16 protein-coding genes are annotated in these 21,261 nt (G+C 62.3%); 11 read left to right on the top strand and 5 right to left on the bottom strand.

Annotation, left to right across the window (positions count from 1 at the left end):
• Position 1 precedes the first annotated feature (1 nt).
• Together gmd and AC1RMX_RS02985 are read right to left on the bottom strand one after the other, a co-directional pair.
• Positions 2-973 (bottom strand): GDP-mannose 4,6-dehydratase, encoded by a 972-nt coding sequence (gmd, locus tag AC1RMX_RS02990; protein WP_493070369.1) that lies wholly within the window; start codon positions 971-973, stop codon positions 2-4.
• Entirely contained in the window at positions 970-1,884 is a 915-nt protein-coding gene (locus tag AC1RMX_RS02985) for a GDP-mannose 4,6-dehydratase (RefSeq protein WP_493070367.1), read from the bottom strand. The genes gmd and AC1RMX_RS02985 overlap by 4 nt, the downstream gene beginning before the upstream one ends.
• 424 nt (positions 1,885-2,308) lie before the next feature.
• On the opposite strand from AC1RMX_RS02985, the gene AC1RMX_RS02980 reads away from it, so the two are divergent.
• The 5 genes from AC1RMX_RS02980 to AC1RMX_RS02960 all read left to right on the top strand — a co-directional run bounded on the left by AC1RMX_RS02980 (position 2,309) and on the right by AC1RMX_RS02960 (position 9,490).
• Positions 2,309-3,871: a glycosyltransferase gene (locus tag AC1RMX_RS02980; protein ID WP_255261892.1), complete on the top strand. Its 1,563-nt coding sequence runs from the start codon at positions 2,309-2,311 to the stop codon at positions 3,869-3,871.
• On the top strand, positions 3,865-5,169 hold the full coding sequence (locus tag AC1RMX_RS02975; RefSeq protein ID WP_096817069.1) for a glycosyltransferase: 1,305 nt from the start codon (positions 3,865-3,867) through the stop codon (positions 5,167-5,169). Before AC1RMX_RS02980 ends, AC1RMX_RS02975 begins: the two co-directional genes overlap by 7 nt.
• A gap of 103 nt (positions 5,170-5,272) precedes the next feature.
• Positions 5,273-6,088 carry a class I SAM-dependent methyltransferase gene (locus AC1RMX_RS02970; protein WP_096817070.1) on the top strand — a complete coding sequence of 272 codons (816 nt, stop codon included), beginning with the start codon at positions 5,273-5,275 and terminating at the stop codon, positions 6,086-6,088.
• Between the two features lie 80 nt (positions 6,089-6,168).
• Complete coding sequence (locus tag AC1RMX_RS02965) at positions 6,169-7,365, top strand: DUF3142 domain-containing protein (protein WP_493070364.1); 1,197 nt, start codon at positions 6,169-6,171, stop codon at positions 7,363-7,365.
• Complete coding sequence (locus AC1RMX_RS02960; RefSeq protein ID WP_493070362.1) at positions 7,352-9,490, top strand: hypothetical protein; 2,139 nt, start codon at positions 7,352-7,354, stop codon at positions 9,488-9,490. The genes AC1RMX_RS02965 and AC1RMX_RS02960 overlap by 14 nt, the downstream gene beginning before the upstream one ends.
• Here AC1RMX_RS02960 and AC1RMX_RS02955 read toward each other — a convergent pair.
• A complete protein-coding gene (locus tag AC1RMX_RS02955) occupies positions 9,487-10,116 on the bottom strand; it encodes a LysE family translocator (RefSeq protein WP_096817074.1) in 630 nt (209 codons plus the stop codon). The two genes, AC1RMX_RS02960 and AC1RMX_RS02955, sit on opposite strands and share 4 nt — an antisense overlap.
• A 144-nt stretch (positions 10,117-10,260) precedes the next feature.
• On the opposite strand from AC1RMX_RS02955, the gene AC1RMX_RS02950 reads away from it, so the two are divergent.
• Entirely contained in the window at positions 10,261-10,734 is a 474-nt protein-coding gene (locus tag AC1RMX_RS02950; RefSeq protein ID WP_007954205.1) for an Lrp/AsnC family transcriptional regulator, read from the top strand.
• A gap of 37 nt (positions 10,735-10,771) precedes the next feature.
• Here AC1RMX_RS02950 and lpdA read toward each other — a convergent pair whose 3' ends face one another.
• A complete protein-coding gene (gene lpdA / locus AC1RMX_RS02945) occupies positions 10,772-12,172 on the bottom strand; it encodes a dihydrolipoyl dehydrogenase (RefSeq protein WP_096817076.1) in 1,401 nt (466 codons plus the stop codon).
• 193 nt (positions 12,173-12,365) lie between these two features.
• Here lpdA and hflK (AC1RMX_RS02940) point away from each other — a divergent pair, with 193 nt between their 5' ends.
• From hflK (AC1RMX_RS02940) to cfaB, 5 genes are all read left to right on the top strand, one after another.
• Positions 12,366-14,324 carry a protease modulator HflK gene (hflK, locus tag AC1RMX_RS02940; protein WP_493070359.1) on the top strand — a complete coding sequence of 653 codons (1,959 nt, stop codon included), beginning with the start codon at positions 12,366-12,368 and terminating at the stop codon, positions 14,322-14,324.
• Positions 14,321-15,364 (top strand): protease modulator HflC, encoded by a 1,044-nt coding sequence (gene hflC / locus AC1RMX_RS02935; protein ID WP_096817078.1) that lies wholly within the window; start codon positions 14,321-14,323, stop codon positions 15,362-15,364. The genes hflK (AC1RMX_RS02940) and hflC overlap by 4 nt, the downstream gene beginning before the upstream one ends.
• Complete coding sequence (gene hflK / locus AC1RMX_RS02930; RefSeq protein WP_493070357.1) at positions 15,361-16,419, top strand: protease modulator HflK; 1,059 nt, start codon at positions 15,361-15,363, stop codon at positions 16,417-16,419. Before hflC ends, hflK (AC1RMX_RS02930) begins: the two co-directional genes overlap by 4 nt.
• Positions 16,416-18,323, top strand: coding sequence for a heavy metal translocating P-type ATPase (locus AC1RMX_RS02925; protein ID WP_493070355.1), 1,908 nt, complete (start codon positions 16,416-16,418; stop codon positions 18,321-18,323). The genes hflK (AC1RMX_RS02930) and AC1RMX_RS02925 overlap by 4 nt, the downstream gene beginning before the upstream one ends.
• 177 nt (positions 18,324-18,500) lie before the next feature.
• Positions 18,501-19,688 (top strand): C17 cyclopropane fatty acid synthase CfaB, encoded by a 1,188-nt coding sequence (gene cfaB, locus AC1RMX_RS02920; RefSeq protein WP_096817081.1) that lies wholly within the window; start codon positions 18,501-18,503, stop codon positions 19,686-19,688.
• A 1-nt stretch (position 19,689) separates the two neighbouring features.
• Here the strand turns inward: cfaB and cls are convergent, their stop codons facing one another.
• On the bottom strand, positions 19,690-21,129 hold the full coding sequence (gene cls, locus AC1RMX_RS02915; RefSeq protein ID WP_192559352.1) for a cardiolipin synthase: 1,440 nt from the start codon (positions 21,127-21,129) through the stop codon (positions 19,690-19,692).
• Between the last annotated feature and the right edge of the window lie 132 nt (positions 21,130-21,261).

Here is a 21,261-nt window from a genome sequence, read left to right as displayed (position 1 = left end):
CCTACTCCTTGGCGACGCGTTTCATGTCCGCATCCATCATCATGCGGATCAGGGTGTCGAGGTCGGTTTTCGGTTTCCAGCCCAGCACGCGCTGGGCCTTGGTCGGATTGCCGAGCAGCACTTCGACTTCGGCCGGGCGGAAGAACGCCGGGTCGATCTTCACGTAGTCGCGGTAGTTGAGACCCACGTGATCGAAGGCGATGTGGCACATCTCGCGCACGGTGGTGGTCACCCCGGTGGCGACCACGAAGTCGTCAGGCTTGTCCTGTTGCAGCATCAGCCACATGGCCTCGACGTAATCGCCGGCAAACCCCCAGTCGCGCTTGGCGTCGATGTTGCCCAGGGCCAGTTCCTGCTGTTTGCCCTGCTTGATCCGGGCGGCCGCGTCGGTGACCTTGCGGGTCACGAATTCGATGCCGCGCAGTGGCGATTCATGGTTGAACAGGATGCCGCTGCTGGCGTGCAGGTTGAAACTTTCACGGTAGTTGACGGTGATCCAGTGGCCATAGAGTTTGGCCACGCCGTACGGGCTGCGCGGGTAGAACGGGGTGTTCTCGTCCTGTTGCTCGGCCTGGATCAGACCGAACATTTCGCTGGTGGACGCCTGGTAGAAACGCGTGTGCGGGCTGAACTGGCGGATGGCTTCAAGCAGGTGAGTCACGCCCAGGCCATCGACGATGCCGGTGGTCACCGGTTGATCCCAGGACGCAGCGACGAAGCTTTGCGCGGCGAGGTTATAGACCTCGTCCGGCGCCGACTTGATGACCGCGCGCTGCACCGAGCAGGCGTCGGCCATGTCGCCGTCCAGGTACACGATGTCGGCTTCAACGCCCATTTCCCGCAGGCGCCAGCGCGAGTCGCTGCTGCGCCGCGCCACCAGGCCGTGAACCTTGTAACCCTTGTCGAGCAGCAGTCTGGCCAGATACGCGCCGTCCTGGCCGGTGATCCCTGTGATCAATGCACTTTTTGTCATTCTTGTCGTACTCGCTTCTCCCAGTCGGACAGGATCGCCCGCAGGGATTGTTGTATAGAGATTTGCGGCGTCCATCCTGTGGTCTGGGCGAGCCGTTGATGGCTGCCGCAGACACGACGCTGATCCGCGCGGCGCATGCGCGCGGGGTCCTGAACCAGTTGCAGCTCGACCTCGGCCAGGTCGCCCATCTGCTCGATGAGGCTGCGGATGCTTTGCTCATGGCCCGAACAAATGTTGTAGACCTGTCCCGGCGTGCCTTTTTCCAGCAACGCGAAATAGGCCGAAACCACGTCGTCGACATCGAGGAAGTCCCGGGTGACATCGATGTCGCCGACTTCCAGTTGCGGCGCTTGCAGCCCCTGCTTGATGCGGTTGATCTGCCGCGCGGCGCTGGCGATGACGAAGCTGTCTTTCTGCCCGGTGCCGATGTGGTTGAACGGACGCGCCACCAGCACTGGCCAGCCCTCGCTCAGGCCCCATTGCAGGCTGAGGAATTCGGCGGACAGTTTGCTCACTGCGTAGGGATTGCGCGGGCAGGGCGGTTGCTGTTCGGTGATCGGCAGTGCGGACTCGTCGACCTGACCGTACACGTCGCCGGAACTGACATACAGAAACGGGCCCTTGAAGCCTCTGGCCTTGAGCGCCTGCAACAGGTTCAGGGTGCCGAGCAGATTGATGTCGAAGGTGCGGGCCGGATCGCGGAACGCTTCGGGGACGAATGTCTGACCGGCCAGGTGAATCACGGCGTCAGGCATTTGCGGCCAGAGGTCGATGAGGCTTTGCGGGTCCGTCAGGTCAAAGGGCGAAGCGGCAGGCAGCAGTTCCCATGCCGAGTCATTGCGCCCCAAACGCGACTGGATATGTTGTCCCACGAACCCACTGAGGCCCGTGATGAACAGACGTTTTTTCAAACAGCGACCCCTTGGTCTTTAACTTTCACCGCTTCCCACAGGCTTTGAGGGGATGTCTGTCTGACCGGGAAAAAATCCGGCCGCAAGACGGGTGAAGTCGTTGTTGTAGTTGTTTGGTTGCCAATCTGTGCCAATTGCTCGGCAATTTCAACCGACCAAACCGTGACCGGTCAGTTCTCGTCAGCGTAGCCCGGTTTTTCTCGCCGGGCGGTTCACGAATCCTGAACGGATGTGTTTAGAATGCCCCTCGTCGCGGTTTCCCGAGCGTTGCCCAAGTGGTTGCGCAATACGGTGAAACTGACCACTAAAACAAGAACGACGACGTGCTTCGGACACAGGACGACTGTCGGCCATGCCGACCCGATCCGATGCCTGGCCGTCATAGCGTGAGGCTGCCGGGATGGCGGTCGCACCGTGGGATGCCATGAATTTCATTCTCTACTCGGACGTCAACGACCGCTCCATCAGCCAGAGTCTCGGGCGTCCTGAATACAGCTATTACTTCGTGCTCAAGGCCTATCGCCCGGTGCTCGAAAGTCTGGGGCGGGTGCATGTGGTGTCCGCCCGCGACGAAGTCGATCCACTGTATCGACAACTGCTCGCCTCCGGCGAAAGCAGTGTGTTCCTGTCCTTCACCCCGCCGCAAAATACCCCGACCGATCTGGAATGCCCGACGATCTGCGTGATTGCGTGGGAGTTCGATTCCATCCCCGATGAGTCATGGGACGGCGATCAATGTCAGGACTGGACGCAAATGCTTGCCCGACAGGGACGGGTCATCACGCTGTCGAGCCACACTGCCCGGGCAATCCGACGAGCCATGGGCGAAGACTTTCCGGTCCTGGTATTGCCGACCCCGCTGTGGGAGAACTTCGCGGCCATTCGTGAGCAACATGTCAGCGCGCCGATCAATCCCGGGGCGACGCTGGCGATCAAGGGCTGCATTTTCGACAGCCGCACGCTGGGACTCTCTGCCGATGACCTGCTGCCCAAACCGCTGACCGCCGAGCAACTGGCGGACATCGAGGCGCGCCGCCCGCCACCCCTGACACTCAAGCGTCGACTGGTCATTGCCCGTCATTACCTGCGTCTGTGGGTGTTGAACCCTAGCGATCAACCCGAGCCCATGGCCCGTGTGAAATACCTGCATCACGGCTACTGGGAAGGCTTTCGCGATCTGTTCTCGAACAAGGCCCATGCCTGGCTCGAACGACGCCTGCCGAACATTGCCGGCCCCCATGAAGTGGCGGTGGACGAACCACCACCGCTGGACTTGCCGGAGACCTCGGGGGTGGTCGAAACCACGGTCGATGGCGTGATCTACGTGACCGTGTTCAACCCCAAGGATGGCCGCAAGAACTGGCATCACTTGATCACGGCGTTCTGCTGGGCCTTTCGCGAAACGTCTGACGCAACGCTGGTGCTGAAGATCACCCAGAACGATCTGGCGTCCTATTACAGCGAACTGATGACCTTGCTCGCGCAACTGACGCCGTTCGCCTGCCGGGTGCTGGTGCTGCACGGCTATCTGGACGATCCGCAGTATGCGCGGCTCTACCAGGCTGCCAGTTTTTACGTCAATGCTTCGCGCTGCGAAGGCCTGTGCCTGCCGCTGATGGAGTTCATGTCCAGCGGTAAACCGGTGATCGCTCCGGATCACACGGCGATGGAAGACTACATCGACGATTCGGTGGCCTTTGTCGTCAAGTCCAGCGAAGAGCTGACGATCTGGCCGCAGGACACCCGCATCATCTACCGCACCCTGCGTCACCGACCGGACTGGGGCTCGCTCAAAAGTGCCTACGAAAACAGTTACCGGATGGCCAAGGCGCAACCGCAGGACTATCGCCGAATGTCGGTCGCCGCCGTCGAGCGCATGCACGACTACTGCGCCTTCGCCCCGGTGCAGCAGCGCCTGGCGGACTTCTTCGGCCTTGAGCCAGCGGCCGCCGATGCCGCCCCCGTGACGGACAACGCCTCATGCTGATCATCATTCATTCGGAAACCAACCAGCACACCATCGCGCAGAATCTTGGCCGTTCCGAGTACAGCTATTACTTCGTGCTCAAAGAATACCGGCCGGTGCTCGAGCGTCTCGGGCGGGTGGTGGAAGTGACGGACCCGGCCCGCGAAGTCGACGCGCTGTATCTGGAATGCCTGGCCCGTGGCGAGCCGTGCGTGTTCCTGTCGTTCTCGCCGCCCCATCGCACACCGATTCATCTGGCTTGCCCGACGTTGCCGGTGTTCGCCTGGGAGTTCAGCACTATCCCCAACGAGCCTTTCGACGGCGAGCCACGCAATGACTGGCGCACGGTGTTGCGCGCCTGCGGGGCGGCGATCACCCATTCCAGTTACACGGTCGACGCGGTGCGCGAGGCCATGAGCGACGATTACCCGATTGTCGCGGTGCCGGCGCCCGTGTGGGATCGCTTTGCCGCCCGGGGCGCACAGCTGCAAGGCCAGCCCTCGACGGGGCCGGTGCGACTGAAGATCAAGGGACTGGTGGCCGACAGTCGTCAGCTCGATCTCGACGCCTTCGGCCCGAAGCATCTGCGCCGTGGCAAAGGCATCGACTTCGAGGCGCCGGTCCGCGAGCAAGAGTTGTTGCTGGATGGCGTGGTGTACACCTCGGTGTTCAACCCCGGCGACGGACGCAAGAACTGGGAAGACATGCTCAGTGCGTTCTGCGTGACATTCCGTGAGGTCGAGGACGCAACGCTGGTGCTCAAACTCACCCACCACGATGCCGAAGAGGCCCTCAGCGACATCCTTCATCATCTGTACAAAAACCGCTCCTACCGCTGCCGCATCGTGCTGATCTACGGCTACCTCGCGGACGCGGACTACGAGCGACTGGTGCAGGCGACCCGTTACGTGGTGAACACGTCCTACGGCGAGGGCCAGTGCCTGCCGCTGATGGAGTTCATGTCCTGCGGCAAACCAGCGGTGGCGCCACGCACCACGGCGATGATCGATTACCTGAGCGAGGACAATGCGTTCCTGGTCGAGTCCACCGACGAACTCACCGCGTGGCCCCACGATCCGCGCAAGGCGTTCCGCACGCTGCGTTACGTGACCAACTGGGCGTCGGTCTGCGTCGCCTACCGCGACAGTTACGACGTGGCGAAAAACCAGCCACAACGTTATGCACAAATGTCGTCTCAAGCCGTGCTGAGCCTGCAAGGATTCTGCAGCCAGGCCGTGGCCGAGCAGCGCTTGCAGGACTTTCTGGCGCAGCTGTTCGAACATCGTGAGATGACAACCGTCGAGGTCTCCGGCTCATGATCCGCGTGCTGACTCGAAGCTTGCGACCTCGTCCGGTGATCATCGCCCGCCAACCGCTGCAAACCCTTTCGCCCAACGTCGACCCTTTTTCTGGAGCCAACCCATGCTGAGACTTTTGAAGAAACTCACGGCATCGACGCCTGCACAGCCTGCCGCGCCGGTGGTCGAGGACGTCGACACGTTCCAGCTCGGCTTGCGCGATGCCATGCTCAGCGGCTGGTTCAATCATGACACCGGCGAGCTGTACAAAGGCTTCACGGTGGGCCCCGAGGACACACTGGTCGACGTCGGTTGCGGCGACGGCGGCAACATGCAGTTCTGCGGGATGCGCGGGGCGCGGATCATCGTCGCCGACATCGACGCAGCCAAGATCGAAGCCGCCCGCCAGCGGCTCAGCGAAACCTCGGCCCGCAGCGTCGAGTACCACGTCACCGACGGCAATCCGCTGCCGATCGCCGACAACACCGCGACCCGCGTGGTGTCCACTGAGGTGCTTGAACATGTCGACGATCCGGCACAGTTCCTCGCCGAACTGGTGCGGATTGGCCAGCCGGGCGCCCTGTATCTGCTGAGCGTCCCGCACCCCAGTTCCGAAGATGTGCAAAAAGGCATCGCCATACCGGAGTACTTCGAAAAGCCCAACCACATTCGCATCATCAGCGAGGAGCAGTTCAAGGCCATGGTCAGCGAAGCGGGCCTGGAGATCGTCAGCCACAGCCAGTACGGTTTCTATCGGTCACTGTGGATGTTGCTGTTCTGGGAAGCCAACGTGGATCTGGGCAGCCCCGATCATCCGTTGCTCAATCAATGGACCAAGACCTGGGAGACCGTGCTCAATTCGCCGCGTGGCACGCAGATCAAACATGCGCTGGACAGCGTCATGGCGAAAAGTCAGGTCATCATCGCCCGTAAACCGTAGCGCGTTTTTTCCGGGAGCGGCCGCGCTCCCGTCGGTTTTGTGTAACCTTGCAGCCTTGTGTTGCCAGGGATTTGCACGTCATGCGGTTTCTTTTCGGGCTGTCGGCATTGCTTGCCACAGCCCTGCTGCTGTCTGCCTGTGAGCGTCAGGAAGCAGCGCCTCTCGATCAACAACTCTACGTCTGGCAACGCCAGTGGACGCCGGGCCATGAGGCGGCGCTCAAGGGCAGCCGCACTGATTTCTCGACCTTGCGGGTATTGGCGTTGCAGGCTTTCCCACAAGCAGGCTGGAGCCGGGCGCGGATCGATCCGCAATTGCTGAAAAGCGATGGCCGGCCGCTGATCGCGGTGATTCGCCTCGATGGCCAGCTCAAGGCACTGGATCAGGATCAGGTCACGGCGCAGATCCTTCAGGTGATCAATGACTGGCAAACCCAGGGACTCACGCTGGCCGGGGTCGAGATCGATCACGATGCCGGCAATGCGCGGCTGCCCGCGTACGCTGACTTCCTCCTTCATCTGCGCGCAGCGTTGCCGTCATCACTGCCCTTGAGCATCACCGCATTGCCGGCCTGGCTCGACAGCCCGCAACTGCCGGCGCTGCTGGCAACAGTCGACAGCAGCGTGCTGCAGGTGCATGCGGTCAGCGATCCGCGACGCGGTCTGTTCGACCCTGAGCAGGCGCGCGACTGGGCGAAGCGCTGGGGGCGGATCAGCGACAAACCGTTCTACCTGGCCCTGCCGGCTTACGGTGTAGCGTTGTTGCCGGACAGCGGTGGCGCGCCGGTGGTGGAAAGCGAAGTGACGCTGGAGCGAGGTGGCGAGCGCCGCGAATTGCTGGCCGATCCACAGCAACTGAGCCGACTCGCCAAAGCACTGCGCGAGGATCGACCGGCGCACCTGGCCGGGCTGATCTGGTTCCGCCTGCCGCTGGCCAATGACCGCCGGGCGTGGAGTCTGACCACGTTGCGTGCGGTGGCCCGAGGCGATGCGCTGTCCAGCAAACTCGACTTGAGCTTCAAGGCGCAGGACGGCCTCTACGACATCACGCTCGGCAACGCCGGCAACCTTGATAGCCCCTGGCCTGCGCGCGTTCGGGTAAAAGCCAGCGGCTGTGAAGGCGCCGATGCGCTCGCCGGTTATGCATTGCAACAGACTGCGGATCTGCTTACCTTCACCCGCTTGCGCGACGGCCGATTGCCGGCGGGCGGACAGCGTGCGATCGGTTGGGCACGTTGCGCAAATATTGATCAAGGAGGTTCGCATGTTGACCCGTAACTGGCCCCGCCATCTGCTTTGCCTGAGCCTCAGCCTGCCGCTGGGATCGGCGCTGGCCTGCGGCCCGGATTTCCCGATGCGTCTGCTCGACGATCGCGGGCAATCGCTGGCGGAACTGCCGGAGGGCAACTTCAAGTTCGAGATCAATCGCCTCGGCAAAACCATTGCCGGGCTGAAGAACGTCACGGCGGTCACCTACAACCCGGATGACATCTATGGCGAACCCAAGGAGCCCGCTGAACTGCGTGAGAAGGCCGAGCAGCAGGGCCTGAGCGCGGAGCAGCAGGCGCTGGTCAAGCAATTGCGCAGCCTGACCGATGCGCGTCAGGTTGAAGTGCAGGGCGCGAGCCTGCCGGCGGAACTGCGTCTGTATGTGGCGGGCGCCGTGGCGTTCGGCACCGGTGATCATCAACTGGCCGTCGAGTACTTCCGCCAGTTGCTGGCGCTGCCGGCCGATCAACGCGCGTTGCGCAGCACCTGGGCCGCTTATTCGCTGGGCCGGGCGTTCTTTGCCATGAGCAGCGAAGCAGGCGATGCGCTCGACGCGTTGGAAAACGCCATCGAAGCCTTCCGCCAGACGCGGCAACTGAGCATCGACGGTTTCAGCGATCCGCTGGAGCTGGGCGTGGCCAGCCTCGGCGAAGAAGCACGAGCGCTGCGCACGGCGGGCAGTTGGGACAAGGCCATCGAACTCTATGCCACGCAAAACCTGCATGGCTCGAACGTCGGCTACACCTCGCTGAAGCTGTTGATGAACGATCTGGCCGAAGAACCCGAGGATCGACTGGAAAAGTTGCTGCGCGGCAAAGCGGTGCAGCAACTGGTGACCGCGTCGTTGATCAGCCGGATCGGCTGGTCATTCGGCGACGAGCCGCCGAATGAGAAAAAACTGATCAAGGCGTTGCAGGAGAGCACGCGCGGCAGCCTCGATAACGCTGATCGTCTGGCGGCCATGAATTATCAACAGGGCGACTACGCCAGCGCCAAGGCGTTCCTCGAACACGCCGGCGACAGCGGCCTGGCGTGGTGGCTGCGGGCGAAACTGGCGGTGCGCGATGGCGACAAGGTCGCGGCGGCTGCGGCCTATGCGAAAGCTGCGCAAGCGTTCCCGCAGGGTGAATCCTGGGGCGAGCGGCGTACCGCCGACTGGAATCTCGAATCCCTTCAGCCCAAATGCCGGGTCGAGGGTGAAAGCGCGATTCTGGCGCTGCAACGTGGCGAGTACCTGCAGGCCTTCGATCAGTTGTATCGCAGCCAGAGCATTTACTGGTTCGACGCTGCGACCGTGGCCGAGCGGGTGCTGACGGTCGAGGAGCTGAAAAACTACGTCGATACCAACGTCCCGGCACCGCCCGCGCTGAGCCAGCAGGATCGTGACAATTACGTGCCGCTGCCAGTGGCCGCGAGCCTGCGCAATCTGCTGGGTCGGCGTTTGTTGCGTGAAGGGCACTACAAAGAAGCGGTCGGTTATTTCGACAATGCCGATCTGCAGAACAAGGCCCGGCTCTATGGCGAGCAACGTCTGAAGGCCGATTCGGCGTGGTGGCCGACCAAGCGTGCCAGCGCATTGTTCAATGCGGCGTGGACGGCCCGAGAGTGGGGCATGGACATCCTGGGCTACGAAATGGCGCCGGATTACGCGACCTTCGGCGGCAACTACAGCCTGGAAACCGCTGAGCTGAAAGTCGGGCCGCTGGTGAGCGAGGCCGAAGTGCAACGCCAGAAGGCCAGCGAAGCGCAGCCGGATGAGCGATATCACTATCGGTTTGTTGCCACAGCGCTGGCCAACCGTGCGGCGGATAACTTGCCGCACACCAGCCAGGCGTTCGCCGCCGTGCTGTGTTCGGCCGCCGGCTGGAACAGCAGCCTGGAAGAACAGAGCGCGTTGTACAAACGTTATGTCGACGAAGGGCCGTACGTTCTGTGGGCCGTGGATTTCGGCCATCAGTGCCCTTATCCGGACTTCGAAAACGCTGACAAGCGCTATGTCACTCAGGTGACCGACTCGGTGCGTTCGACACTGCGGCCATACAAGTGGCCGGTGCAGATCGGTGCGATTGTGGTCTTCACTGCGGTGGCGTTGTCGCTGATTGCCCGCCGCCAGCGCAAGGCCCGCAAAGCCTAAGCCTGCTGGACGAACGTCAGGCGCACGGCGAAGCCGATCAACAGGCTGCCGAACAACCACTGCTGCACGCGTTGGGCCGTTGGGCTGTGTTTCAGCCAGCGGCCCAGCGCCGTGCCGAGCAAGGCATAGGCGCTGTCGAACAGCAATCCAGCGGCCACCAGCATCGCGCCGAGCACCGCAAACTGCGTCAGCACCGGTGCGCCATCCGCCACGATGAACTGCGGCAGCAGCACCGAGCAGAACAGCAAGGCTTTCGGGTTGAGCAGATTGGTCAGCAGGCCACGACGGATTGCGGCGCGCCACTGCCCATGGCCGTCCGTTACGGTGCCGGCGTTCAGATCAGGCAGCAGCGTGGTGCGCAGGCATTGAATGCCGATCCACAGCAAGTACGCCGCCCCGGCCATCCGCACCGCATCGAACGTCCACGGTGCAGCCTTGAACAGCGCCGCCAGCCCCAGCGCCGCGAGTGCGACATGACAGCCTCGGGCAACCGCCAGCCCCACCGCCGTGGCAAGTGCTGCGCCGCGACCCTGGCGGGCACCGGTCTGCAACAGCAGGATCATGTCCGGGCCGGGCAGCAGATAGACCACCGCCAAAGCCAGGAAAAACAGCCAGAGACTTGCCATGTCGCACCCCTTTCGTTGTCGATTCGGTGCAACCAGTCTATGACCGAGGGGCAGGGCAGGTGCTTGCGTAGTTCGCTTCTATAACTGTTGAGATTGGCATAACCTGCTTTCTTTTTGCGGTTACACCATCAGGATCTGCCAACCATGAAACTCGACGCCTTCGATCGCAAGATTCTCGCCGCGCTGCAACGGGACGGGCGCCTGAGCAATGTGCAACTGGCGGACGAGATCGGTTTGTCCGCGTCGCCGTGCCTGCGCCGGGTGCGGATGCTCGAAGAGGCGGGGGTGATTCGCGGTTATCAGGCGAACCTGGACCGTGATGAGGTGGGGCTGGGGCTGACGGTGTTCGTCGGGGTCAAGGTGGAACGACACAACGATGAACAGGCCGAGGCGTTTCACCGGGCGGTGACAGCGTTGCCGGAGGTGATTTCGGCGTTTCTGGTCTCAGGGGAATCGGATTTTCTGCTGCAAGTGGTGGTGCCGGACTTGCGCGCCTACGACCGGTTTCTCACTGGCTGCCTGCTGAAGCTGCCGGGCGTGAGCGACATTCGCAGCAATTTCGCGATTCACACGGTGAAGACCCCAGGAGCGCTGCCCCTGGGGCATTTGCCGTCCTGATACTTCCCGCATTGCGCGGGAAGTATCCGCGAAGTGCTTACATCTGCGTTGCCATGCCCTCGACATTCATCGCTGCCTGACGCAACGCCTCGGAACGGGTCGGGTGAGGGTGGCAGGTCAGCGCAATGTCTTCGGCCGACGCGCTGAACTCCATGGCCACGCAGTACTCGCCGATCATTTCACTGACGCTCGGGCCGACCAGGTGCACGCCGAGGACTTCGTCGGTGTGCGCGTCGGCGAGGACTTTGGCAAAACCTTCGGTTTCGTGATTGATCTTCGCCCGGCTGTTGGCGGTGAACGGGAACTTGCCGACCTTGAAGGCCCGGCCTTCAGCCTTGAGCTGCTCTTCGGTCTTGCCGACGCTGGCCAGTTCCGGTCGGGTGTAGATCACGTTGGGGATCAGGTCGTAGTTGACCTCGCCCGCCTTGCCGACGATCTGCTCGATGCAGGCCATGGCTTCGTCTTCGGCCTTGTGCGCAAGCATCGGACCCGACGTGACATCCCCGATCACCCAGACGCCAGGTGCTTCGGTGCGATGGTGTTTGTTGGCAAGCATGCCGCGTTTGTCGGTGCTCAGGCCGACGTTCTCCAGGCCCAGGCCTTGGGTGTAAGGACGGCGACCGATGGCGACCAACACGTAATCGGCTTCCAGCAGCTCGGCGGTGCCGCCGGCTGCCGGTTCGATGCTCAATTGCACGCCGTTGGCCGAAGACGTGGCGCTGGTGACTTTGGAACTCAATTTGAAACTGATGCCCTGTTTGCTCAGCGAGCGTTGCAGGGTCTTGCCGGCCTCGCCATCCACGCCCGGGCAGATGCGGTCGAGGTATTCCACCACGGTCACCTGCGCGCCGAGCCGCCGCCAGACCGAGCCGAGTTCGAGGCCGATCACGCCGGCACCGATCACTACCAGATGCTTGGGCACTTCGCTCAAGGACAGGGCGCCGGTGGAATCGAGAATGCGCTGGTTGTCGATTGCCACGCCGGGCAGGGGAGTGGGTTCGGAGCCGGTGGCAATGACGATGTCGGTGGCGGTCAGTTCGATGCGGCTGCCCTGATCGCCGGTCACGCTGACTTTTCCGGGACCGTCGATGTGGCCCCAGCCCTTGATCCAGTCGACCTTGTTCTTGCGGAACAGGAACTCGATGCCTTTGGTCAGGCCGGCGACGCTTTCGTCCTTCTGCTTCATCATTTGCGCGAGGTTGAGCGTCGGTTTGACCTCGATGCCGAGGTTGGCGAATTCCGCCCCCATCGCCGCGTCGTACAGTTCGGACGCATGCAACAGCGCCTTGGACGGCATGCAACCGACGTTGAGGCAGGTGCCGCCCAGCGTGGCGCGGCCTTCCACGCACGCGGCCTTGAGGCCCAACTGGCCGGCGCGGATCGCCGCGTTATAACCGCCGGGCCCACCGCCCAGAATCACTACGTCATAGTTGCTCATGCGCTTACTCCTGGCTGAAGAATGCGGATCGCTAAAAATTACGTACGTAATATGTGCGTTTCCGGACATTTCGGTCAAGGCTTCAGGAACGCGACAGGTTGGGCATCCTTGAATGTGAAATTGAGTACAAATATTTCACGGATTTCGTTATATCGTAACGAGTTGTGCAGTGAGCCAAGGGTTTTGGGGGGTTATGCAAGTCGATCTGGACGTTGATGGCACGCAAGTGACCGGTTTGCCGCGCTTTCAGCAGGCGTCGGCTCAGGGTCGCCGATTGCGCCGGTTGGCCATCGGACTCGGCGGGTTGGCCGTGGCCGGAGGGGTGCTGGCGTTTTTTGTTGGCCTGTTCGCCTCGCAATCGCTGTGGCCGGCGCTGTTGGTCAATCAGAGCGCGGCGTTGCTGGTGCTGGTCGCCGGGCTGCAATCGGCGTGGTGGGTGGCCGATTGGCGGGCGCGGGTGATCAACCCGGTGGTGCCGGTGACGGCTGTCGACGAGACGCCCGCGCCGGACGGCTGGTACGAGCGGCTGCTGGATCGGCTGAGCCGACGCAGCCTGCATGTGCTGGGACAGATCGGCGCGGCAACCTTGTGGCTGGGCGGTCTGGCGCTGTTGGCGTTGCTCGGCATCGAGCAGGTGTGGAACCTGGCATTGCCTTCGGCTGCGGTGGGTTTGTCCGCTTCCGTCAGCGCGGCGATTGCGCTGCTGCTGGCGTTCGGTCTGCTGGTGTTGGAGCGGCAACTGGCTCAGGAAAACCCGGCGCAATGGCCCGAGGCGGGAGCGCTGGCGCAGCTGGTTCGAGTGGTCATCATCAGTCTGGTACTGGGTGCATTGTGCTTGCTGTTTGCCAGCGAGAATTCGGTCTGGCCTGTGCGACTGGCGGTGTTGATCGGCATCCTGCCGGGGCTGGTCGCGCTGGAGTTGTTGCTGCGTGCCGTGCTGTCGCTGTTCAGTCCGCGCCGCGAACAACTTGAGCCGGTACTGCTGGCCCGCAGTTTCGTCGCCGATCTGCTGCGCTGGCCGCCGCAACCATTGCTCGCCTTGCAACACGAATTGCACAACCGCTTCGGTATCGATCTGCGGCAGATCTGGGCCTTCAGTTACATGCGCCGGGCGTTCCTGCCGGTGTTGGTGCTGGTGGCGGCGGTGGGCTGGTTGCTCACCGGCATTCATGAAATCCCGCTGCAAAGTCGTGGCATCTACGAGCGCTTCGGCAAACCGGTGCAGGTGTTCGGCCCCGGTTTGCATGCCGGCCTGCCTTGGCCGCTGGGCCGGGTGTTGAACGTGGAGAATGGCGTGGTGCATGAACTGGCGACCAGCGTCGGCGAGAACCCGGCACCGGTTCAGCCGGATCCGGCGGAAGGGCCGGCCCCAATCACCGCCAACCGCTTGTGGGATGCCAGCCACGTCAACGATAAATCCCAGGTCATCGCCAGCAGCCGTGGCGAGCAACAGAGCTTCCAGATCGTCAACATGGACGTGCGTTTCGTCTATCGCATCGGCCTCAGCGATCAGGCAGCGTTGGCCGCGACGTATAACAGCGCGGATGTTCCGACGCTGATCCGCAGCACTGCGAGCCGGATTCTGGTCCACGATTTTGCGTCACGCACCCTCGACGGTTTGCTGGGGCAAGACAGGGTAGGGCTGGCAGATGAAATCGGCCGCGCCGTGCAAAACGATCTTCAGAAGCTCGACAGTGGCGTGGAAATTCTCGCCACGGTGGTCGAGGCGATTCACCCGCCGGCCGGTGCGGCCAACGCCTATCACAGCGTGCAAGCGGCGCAGATCGGCGCCCAGGCGTTGATCTCTCGTGAGCGTGGCGCGGCTGCCGAAGCAAGTAATCAGGCGCAGTTGCAGGCCAGTCTCGCGCGCGATCAGGCCAGCGCCAATGCCCACGAAACCAGCTCGACCGCCCGCGCGGCGGACCTGAAGTTCAGCGCCGAGCAAAAAGCCTACGCCAGCGCCGGCCAGGCCTTCGTGCTGGAGCAATACCTCAGCCAGCTCAGTCAGGGACTGGGCAAAGCCAAACTGTTGGTGCTCGACCATCGTCTGGGCGGCAGCAGCAACGCGCCGACCATCGACCTGCGTACGTTCACGCTGCCGGCTGACCCGACGCCGGCGCGCACCACCGCTCAACCAGGAGCCACCCATTGAGCCAGTCGCATACTCACGATCACCATGACCACAGCGGTCACGACCATGCTCATGGCGGCCATCACCATCACGGGCATCACCACCACCATCATGGTGCACCGGAAGAGGCGGGGCCTTTCCCGTGGCGACGCATGGGCTGGGCTGTGTTGCTGGTGGCGTTTGCCATCGCAGCGGCAAGTCTGGTGCAGGTGCGCTCCGGCGAAGCCACAGTCATCACCCGTTTCGGCAATCCGTCCCGGGTGTTGCTGGATCCGGGACTGAGCTGGCGTTGGCCGGCACCGTTCGAAGCAGCGATCCCGGTGGATCTGCGCCTGCGCACCACCTCGAGTGGCTTGCAGGACGTCGGTACCCGCGACGGTTTGCGCATCATCGTGCAAGCGTACGTCGCGTGGCAGGTGCAGGGCGACGCGGACAATGTTCAGCGTTTCATGCGCGCAGTGCAGAATCAGCCAGATGAGGCAGCGCGGCAGATTCGCACCTTTGTCGGCTCGGCACTGGAGACCACCGCCAGCAGTTTCGACCTGGCCAATCTGGTCAACACCGATGCCAACCAGGTGCACATCGCCGATTTCGAAGCGCAGTTGCGTCAACAGATCGATCAGCAGTTGCTCGCCACTTACGGTGTGCGCGTGGTGCAAGTGGGTATCGAGCGATTGACATTGCCGTCAGTGACACTCACCGCGACGGTCGACCGGATGCGCGCCGAGCGTGAAACCATCGCCACCGAACGCACGGCGATCGGCAAGCGTGAAGCCGCGCAGATTCGTTCCGGCGCTGAACGTGATGCGCGAATCGTCCAGGCTGACGCGACGGTGAAAGCAGCCGAAATCGAAGCGCAATCGCGGGTCGAAGCGGCACAGATTTACGGCCGCGCTTATGCCGGATCGCCGCAGCTGTACAACCTGCTGCGTTCGCTGGATACCCTTGGCACTATCGTCACGCCGGACACCAAATTGATCCTGCGCACCGACGCCGCGCCATTCCGTGTGTTGGTGGACGGTCCGCCGAATATGGACAGCAAGACCGGAACGCAGCCATGAGTAAAGTTCCACGTGGAACAAATTCGTTGAACAGTCCGTGGATTCAGGCGGGACGTCTGGCGTTTTTTGCCCTGTACGCGGTGACGGTGTTGGCGGCGTTGGCCTGGGCGTTTTCCAACGTGCGGCAGATCGACCCGCAGAATCGCGCGGTGGTCATGCATTTCGGTGCACTGGATCGCATCCAGAATGCCGGGTTGTTATTGGCTTGGCCGCAGCCGTTCGAACAGGTTGTTTTGCTGCCGGCGGCGGATCGGGTCATCGAGCGTCGAGTGGAAAACCTGTTGCGCAGTCCTGCTGCAATACAGGCCGATCGCGTTGCGACGTTCGCCACACCGCTGAGCGATGCATTGGCCGGTTCAGGCTATTTGCTCACCGGTGATGCCGGGGTGGTGCAGCTGGATGTGCGGGTGTTCTACAAGGTCACCGATCCCTATGACTTCGTGCTGCAAGGCGACCATGTGCTGCCGGCACTGGATCGACTGGTGACCCGCAGTGCGATGGCCCTGACGGCGGCGCGGGATCTGGACACCATTCTGGTGGCGCGACCGGAACTGATCGGCGCCGACAATCAAGCCGCCGAACGACGTGAACGCCTGCGCGGCGATCTGGTTCAGGGCATCAATCGTCGCTTGGCCGAATTGAAGGCGAGTGGGCAGGGCATCGGTATCGAAGTGGCGCGGGTCGATGTGCAATCGAGTCTGCCCGAGCCGGCGGTCGGTGCTTTCAACGCCGTACTGACCGCCAGCCAGCAGGCCGACAAAGCGGTGGCCAATGCCCGCACCGACGCTGAAAAAATCACCCAGACCGCCAACGAACTGGCCGACCGTACCTTGCAGGTCGCCCATGCCCAGGCCGGTGAGCGATTGGCAAAAGCCTCCGCCGATACCGCGACCGTATTGAGTCTGGCCCAGGCCCGACAACAGGGCACTGACCCGCAAATGCTGTTGCGCCTTTACCGCGAGCGGATACCGAAGATTCTCGGCCAGGCCGGTTCGGTCACCACGGTCGATCCGAAAGACGATTCCCGCCTGATCATTCAGGGAGCCAGTAAATGACCGCCACTACCGCCGCACCGAGCCTGTTGTCCTCGGCCGAGCAACGTCGCGCTGCGCGCCAATTGACCCTGGCGATGCTCGCCCTTGGCTTGCTCGGGCTTGGTTTGATCTGGCGCTGGTTGATGCCGGAGCAAACCGGTGTCAGTCAGTTGCTGCTCGGTGTTGCTTCTTTGCTGGTCGCAGTGCCGGTGATGCGTTCGGCGTGGTTCAGCCTGCGTTACCCAAGCCTGCACGGCATCACCGACCAATTGATCGCACTGGCGATGCTCGGCGCCTGGGCCACCGGTGACCTGCTCACCGCCGCGCTGTTGCCGATCATCATGATCTTCGGCCATGTGCTGGAGGAGCGCAGCGTGATTGGCTCGCAGGAGGCGATTCACGCGTTGGGTCAACTTACTCGCAGCCATGCACGGAAAATCCAGGCGGACGGCACCGTCATCGAAGTCGATAACGGCACGCTCAAGGCGGGTGACACCGTTGAAGTCCGCGCTGGTGATCGGGTGCCAGCGGACGGTCGGGTGTTGTCCGGCCAGGCCAGCCTCGACACAGCGTCGATCACCGGTGAGTCGGTGCCGGTGGAGGCGGGCGTCGGAATGACCGTGTTTGGCGGGGCGATCAACCTCGATGGTTTGCTGCGTATCGAAGTGACCCGCACCGGCGATGAATCGACCCTGGGCAAGGTCATCGCGCTGATGCAGAACGCCGAGCGTTCCAAGCCACCGATCACCCGTCTGCTGGAACGTTACGCCGGCAGTTACATGGTGCTGGTGTTGCTGCTGGCGGCGGTGACCTGGTTTGTCACCAACGATGCTCAGGCAATGTTGGCGGTGCTGGTCGCAGCCTGTCCTTGCGCGCTGGTGTTGTCGGCGCCGGCCATAGCGATTGCCGGCGTGGCGGTCGCGGCGCGGCACGGGATTCTGATCCGCAGTTCGGCCTTCCTTGAAGAGTTGGCTGACCTCACGTCCCTGGTGGTCGACAAGACCGGCACGCTCACCTACGGCACGTTGCGTTTGCAGTCGATCAACAGCGCGCAGGCGGATCACGATTCGGTGATGGCGCTGGCTGCCAGTCTTGGCGCAGCCAGCAGTCACCCGGTCAGTCGTGCACTGGCGGGTCTGGTTCATGCGGACAACGTGCTGGTACTGACCGACATTCACGAACGACAAGGTTTGGGTGTGGTCGCCAAGACGGAGCAGGGTGAAGCGGCACTCGGTCGCCCGGAACTGTTTGCGCAACTGGGCATCCCGACCACATCGGTTCCCGATCACGACGGCCCGATCGCCGGCCTGGCCTTGAACGGTGAGTTTCTCGCCTGGCTGTTGCTCGCCGACAGCGTCAAACCGGAAGCACGATTCGCCTTGAGCGAACTGCGCGAATTGGGCCTCGGTCGGCAACTGTTGTTGACCGGCGACCGTCAGAGCGTGGCGCAAACCCTGGCGCGGGATGTCGGCCTGCATGAAGTCGAAGCCCAGGCCTTGCCCGAAGACAAACTCAATCGAGTGTTGAAGGAAATCGACAACGGTTTCCGGCCAATGGTGGTCGGTGACGGCATCAACGATTCGCTGGCACTCAAGGCCGGTGTGGTGGGGGTTGCGATGGGGGCGGGCGGTGCGGACATCGCATTGGCGTCCGCCGACATCGTGCTGATCGGCAGCGATCTGCGCCGTCTCGGCACTTGTGTGCGCCTGAGCCGCCAATGTCGGCGCACGCTGCAGGTGAACGTGATCATCGGTCTGGGCTGGACGCTGGCCATCGTCGTGTTCGCCGCGTTCGGCTGGCTGGGCGCCGCCGGGGCGATGATCGCAGCGTTGCTGCACAATCTCAGCACACTGCTGGTGTTGGGCAATGCCGGTCGCTTGTTGCGATTCCAGGAGCCCCTGTTGAAGCTGAACGAGCAGAATTGATCATTTTTCGAACTGTGCGCCGGTCTTGAAGTCTTCAGAGAAGGCGCACTGAAGCACGGAGATCGGTGCCGTTGCAGCCACGTTGGCTGATAGGTGGCGACTATCGAATCGATAGCCAGCTAATTTTCAAGGATGGTCTACCCTCAGATCAGACGTCTGAAACCAGGGGGATATTCCATGCTCGCGCAACTTCCACCGGCCTTACAGAATCTGCAGCTTCCGCTTCGCCTGCGACTCTGGGACGGCCATGAATTCAATCTGGGCCCGACGCCCAGCGTCACCATCGTGGTCAAGGACCCGTCGATGGTGACCCAGTTTACCCATCCAAGTCTTGATGCGCTGGGGGCGGCGTTCGTCGAGGGCAAGCTCGAACTCGAGGGCTCGATCAGCGAGGTCATCCGGGTCTGCGATGAATTGAGCAACGCGTTGCTCGACGAGGACGAAGACAGTCAGCCGGTGCGAACCGTGCACGACAAGGAAACCGACGCCAAAGCCATTTCCTACCACTACGACCTGTCCAACGCGTTTTATCAGCTGTGGCTGGACAGCGACATGGCGTATTCCTGCGCCTATTTCGAAACCGGTAGCGAAACCCTGGAGCAGGCCCAGCAGGCGAAGTTCCGGCACCTATGTCGCAAGCTGCGCCTGCAACCGGGTGACTACTTGCTGGATGTGGGTTGCGGCTGGGGCGGTCTGGCGCGTTACGCCGCCCGTGAGTTCGGTGCCAAAGTCTTCGGTATCACCCTGAGCAAGGAACAACTGGCGCTGGCTCGGGAGCGCGTCAAAGCCGAAGGCCTGGAAGACCAGATCGAACTGCAACTGCTCGATTACCGCGATCTGCCGCAGGACGGGCGTTTCGACAAAGTGGTGAGCGTCGGCATGTTTGAGCACGTGGGTCACGCCAACCTGGCCGAGTACTGCAAAACCCTGTTCGGCGCGGTGAAAGAGGGCGGTCTGGTGATGAACCACGGCATCACCGCCAAGCACACCGATGGCCGTCCGGTGGGACGCGGTGCCGGGGACTTCATCGAAAAATACGTGTTCCCCAACGGCGAGCTGCCGCACCTGGCGATGATCTCGGCCGAGATCAGCGAGGCCGGTCTGGAGGTCGTCGATGTCGAAAGCCTGCGTCTGCATTACGCGCGCACGCTGGACCACTGGAGCGAACGGCTGGAGGACAACCTCGAAGCGGCCGGCAAACTGGTGCCGGATCAGGCCCTGCGTATCTGGCGCCTGTACCTGGCCGGTTGCGCCTACGCGTTTGCCCGGGGCTGGATCAATCTGCACCAGATTCTCGCGGTGAAGGCCCACCCCGATGGCAGCCATGAACTGCCGTGGACCCGCGACGACATCTATAACCCTTGAGCTAGAGAATCGGTGAAATCAGCCGGGCGATCCGCATGCCGAGTTGTTGCAGGCGGTGGATCTCCCGGCCTTCTTCCTTGGCGATTTCGTAGGCCTGGGCAAAGTCTTCATTGAGCATCTGTTCCACGTGGCCGGCGAATTCGCTGTCGACCGTCAGCAACATCACTTCGAAATTCAACCGGAACGAACGGTTGTCCAGATTGGCGCTGCCGATGGCGCTGATTTCGCTGTCGACCAACACCACTTTCTGATGCAGGAAACCCGGTTCGTAGCGGAACACCCGCACCCCGGCGCGCACCGCTTCGAACGCATAAAGGCTCGACGCGGCGTAAACGATGCGGTGATCGGGGCGCGACGGCAGCAGCAATCGCACATCGACACCGCGCAGCACCGCGAGGCGTAATGCGGCGAAAACCGCTTCGTCGGGGATGAAGTAAGGGCTGGTGATCCACACACGTTCAGTCGCGGCATGGATGGCTTCGACGAAGAACAGCGAACAGGTTTCGTAGGCATCCGCCGGGCCGCTGGCCAGCAGTTGGCAGAGCACGCCGTCTTCCGGATAGACGTCCGGCAGGATCAGCGGCGGCAGCGTACGTGCGGCCCAGAACCAGTCTTCGGCAAATGACTCCTGCATACACGCGACCACTGGGCCGCGCACCTGAACGTGGGTGTCGCGCCAGGGTGCCAGGGGTGGTTTTTCGCCCATGTATTCGTCGCCGACGTTATGCCCGCCAACGAAGCCGATCATTCCGTCGACCACGACAATCTTGCGATGGTTGCGGAAATTCACCTGGAAGCGATTGAGCCAGCCGCTGCGGGTAGCGAACGCTTTAACTTCGACTCCGCCATCGCGCAGGGCCTGCACGTAACTGTGGGGCAGGGCGTGGCTGCCGATGCGGTCGTACAGCAGATGAATCGCAACGCCTTCTGCGGCTTTCTTCAGCAGCAGCTCGCGCAGGCGCTGGCCGAGGTGATCGTCGTGAATGATGAAAAACTGAATCAGCACGGCTTCCCGAGCCTGGTCGATTGCGTGGAAAATCGCGTCGAACGTGGCGGTGCCGTTGATCAGCAATCGCACTTCATTGTTGGCCAGGCACGGCATGCGGCCCAGCTTCGGCATCGCCCGTAGTGAGTCGTAGGCATTCGAGGCGCGAGCGGTCAGGGCTTCCTCTACCCACGGCCGCCAGTTGAGTTCGGAAACGGCCTGACGCATCTGTTCGTTGGCCTGACGCCGGGCCTTGATATAACCGTCGAAGGTGCTGCGACCGAACACCAGGTAGGGAATGAGGGTGAGATAGGGAATGAAGATCAGCGACAGCGCCCAGGCGATCGAGCCTTGTGCGGTACGGACGGTCAACACTGCATGGATGGCGGCAATCGTGCCCAGGCTATGTATCAGAGCGATCAGATAACCGAAGATGTGCGGTCCAAAATAATCCATGGGGCAACCTTGCTCCTGAAGATTCAATGCTTAACAGACCATGTTCCTTTGCGGTTGTCGCTATTTTCTTTTTAGCCATGAAAGCAGGCCATGAACCGAAACAAGCGGCCGGCGTCTAACGGCCACTACTGA

It is taken from the genome of Pseudomonas sp. GW822-FHT03F04 (genome assembly GCF_058801405.1).
Note: the sequence above shows the minus strand (reverse complement) of the source record. Positions and strands in the feature narration are given on the sequence as shown.

Coding starts and splice junctions, on each gene's coding strand:
- gmd (WP_493070369.1), bottom strand. CDS start 973: ATGACAAAAAGTGCATTGATCACAGGGATCACCGGCCAGGACGGCGCG.
- AC1RMX_RS02980 (WP_255261892.1), top strand. CDS start 2,309: ATGAATTTCATTCTCTACTCGGACGTCAACGACCGCTCCATCAGCCAG.
- AC1RMX_RS02975 (WP_096817069.1), top strand. CDS start 3,865: ATGCTGATCATCATTCATTCGGAAACCAACCAGCACACCATCGCGCAG.
- AC1RMX_RS02970 (WP_096817070.1), top strand. CDS start 5,273: ATGCTGAGACTTTTGAAGAAACTCACGGCATCGACGCCTGCACAGCCT.
- AC1RMX_RS02965 (WP_493070364.1), top strand. CDS start 6,169: ATGCGGTTTCTTTTCGGGCTGTCGGCATTGCTTGCCACAGCCCTGCTG.
- AC1RMX_RS02960 (WP_493070362.1), top strand. CDS start 7,352: ATGTTGACCCGTAACTGGCCCCGCCATCTGCTTTGCCTGAGCCTCAGC.
- AC1RMX_RS02955 (WP_096817074.1), bottom strand. CDS start 10,116: ATGGCAAGTCTCTGGCTGTTTTTCCTGGCTTTGGCGGTGGTCTATCTG.
- AC1RMX_RS02950 (WP_007954205.1), top strand. CDS start 10,261: ATGAAACTCGACGCCTTCGATCGCAAGATTCTCGCCGCGCTGCAACGG.
- lpdA (WP_096817076.1), bottom strand. CDS start 12,172: ATGAGCAACTATGACGTAGTGATTCTGGGCGGTGGGCCCGGCGGTTAT.
- hflK (WP_493070359.1), top strand. CDS start 12,366: ATGCAAGTCGATCTGGACGTTGATGGCACGCAAGTGACCGGTTTGCCG.
- hflK (WP_493070357.1), top strand. CDS start 15,361: ATGAGTAAAGTTCCACGTGGAACAAATTCGTTGAACAGTCCGTGGATT.
- AC1RMX_RS02925 (WP_493070355.1), top strand. CDS start 16,416: ATGACCGCCACTACCGCCGCACCGAGCCTGTTGTCCTCGGCCGAGCAA.
- cfaB (WP_096817081.1), top strand. CDS start 18,501: ATGCTCGCGCAACTTCCACCGGCCTTACAGAATCTGCAGCTTCCGCTT.
- cls (WP_192559352.1), bottom strand. CDS start 21,129: ATGGATTATTTTGGACCGCACATCTTCGGTTATCTGATCGCTCTGATA.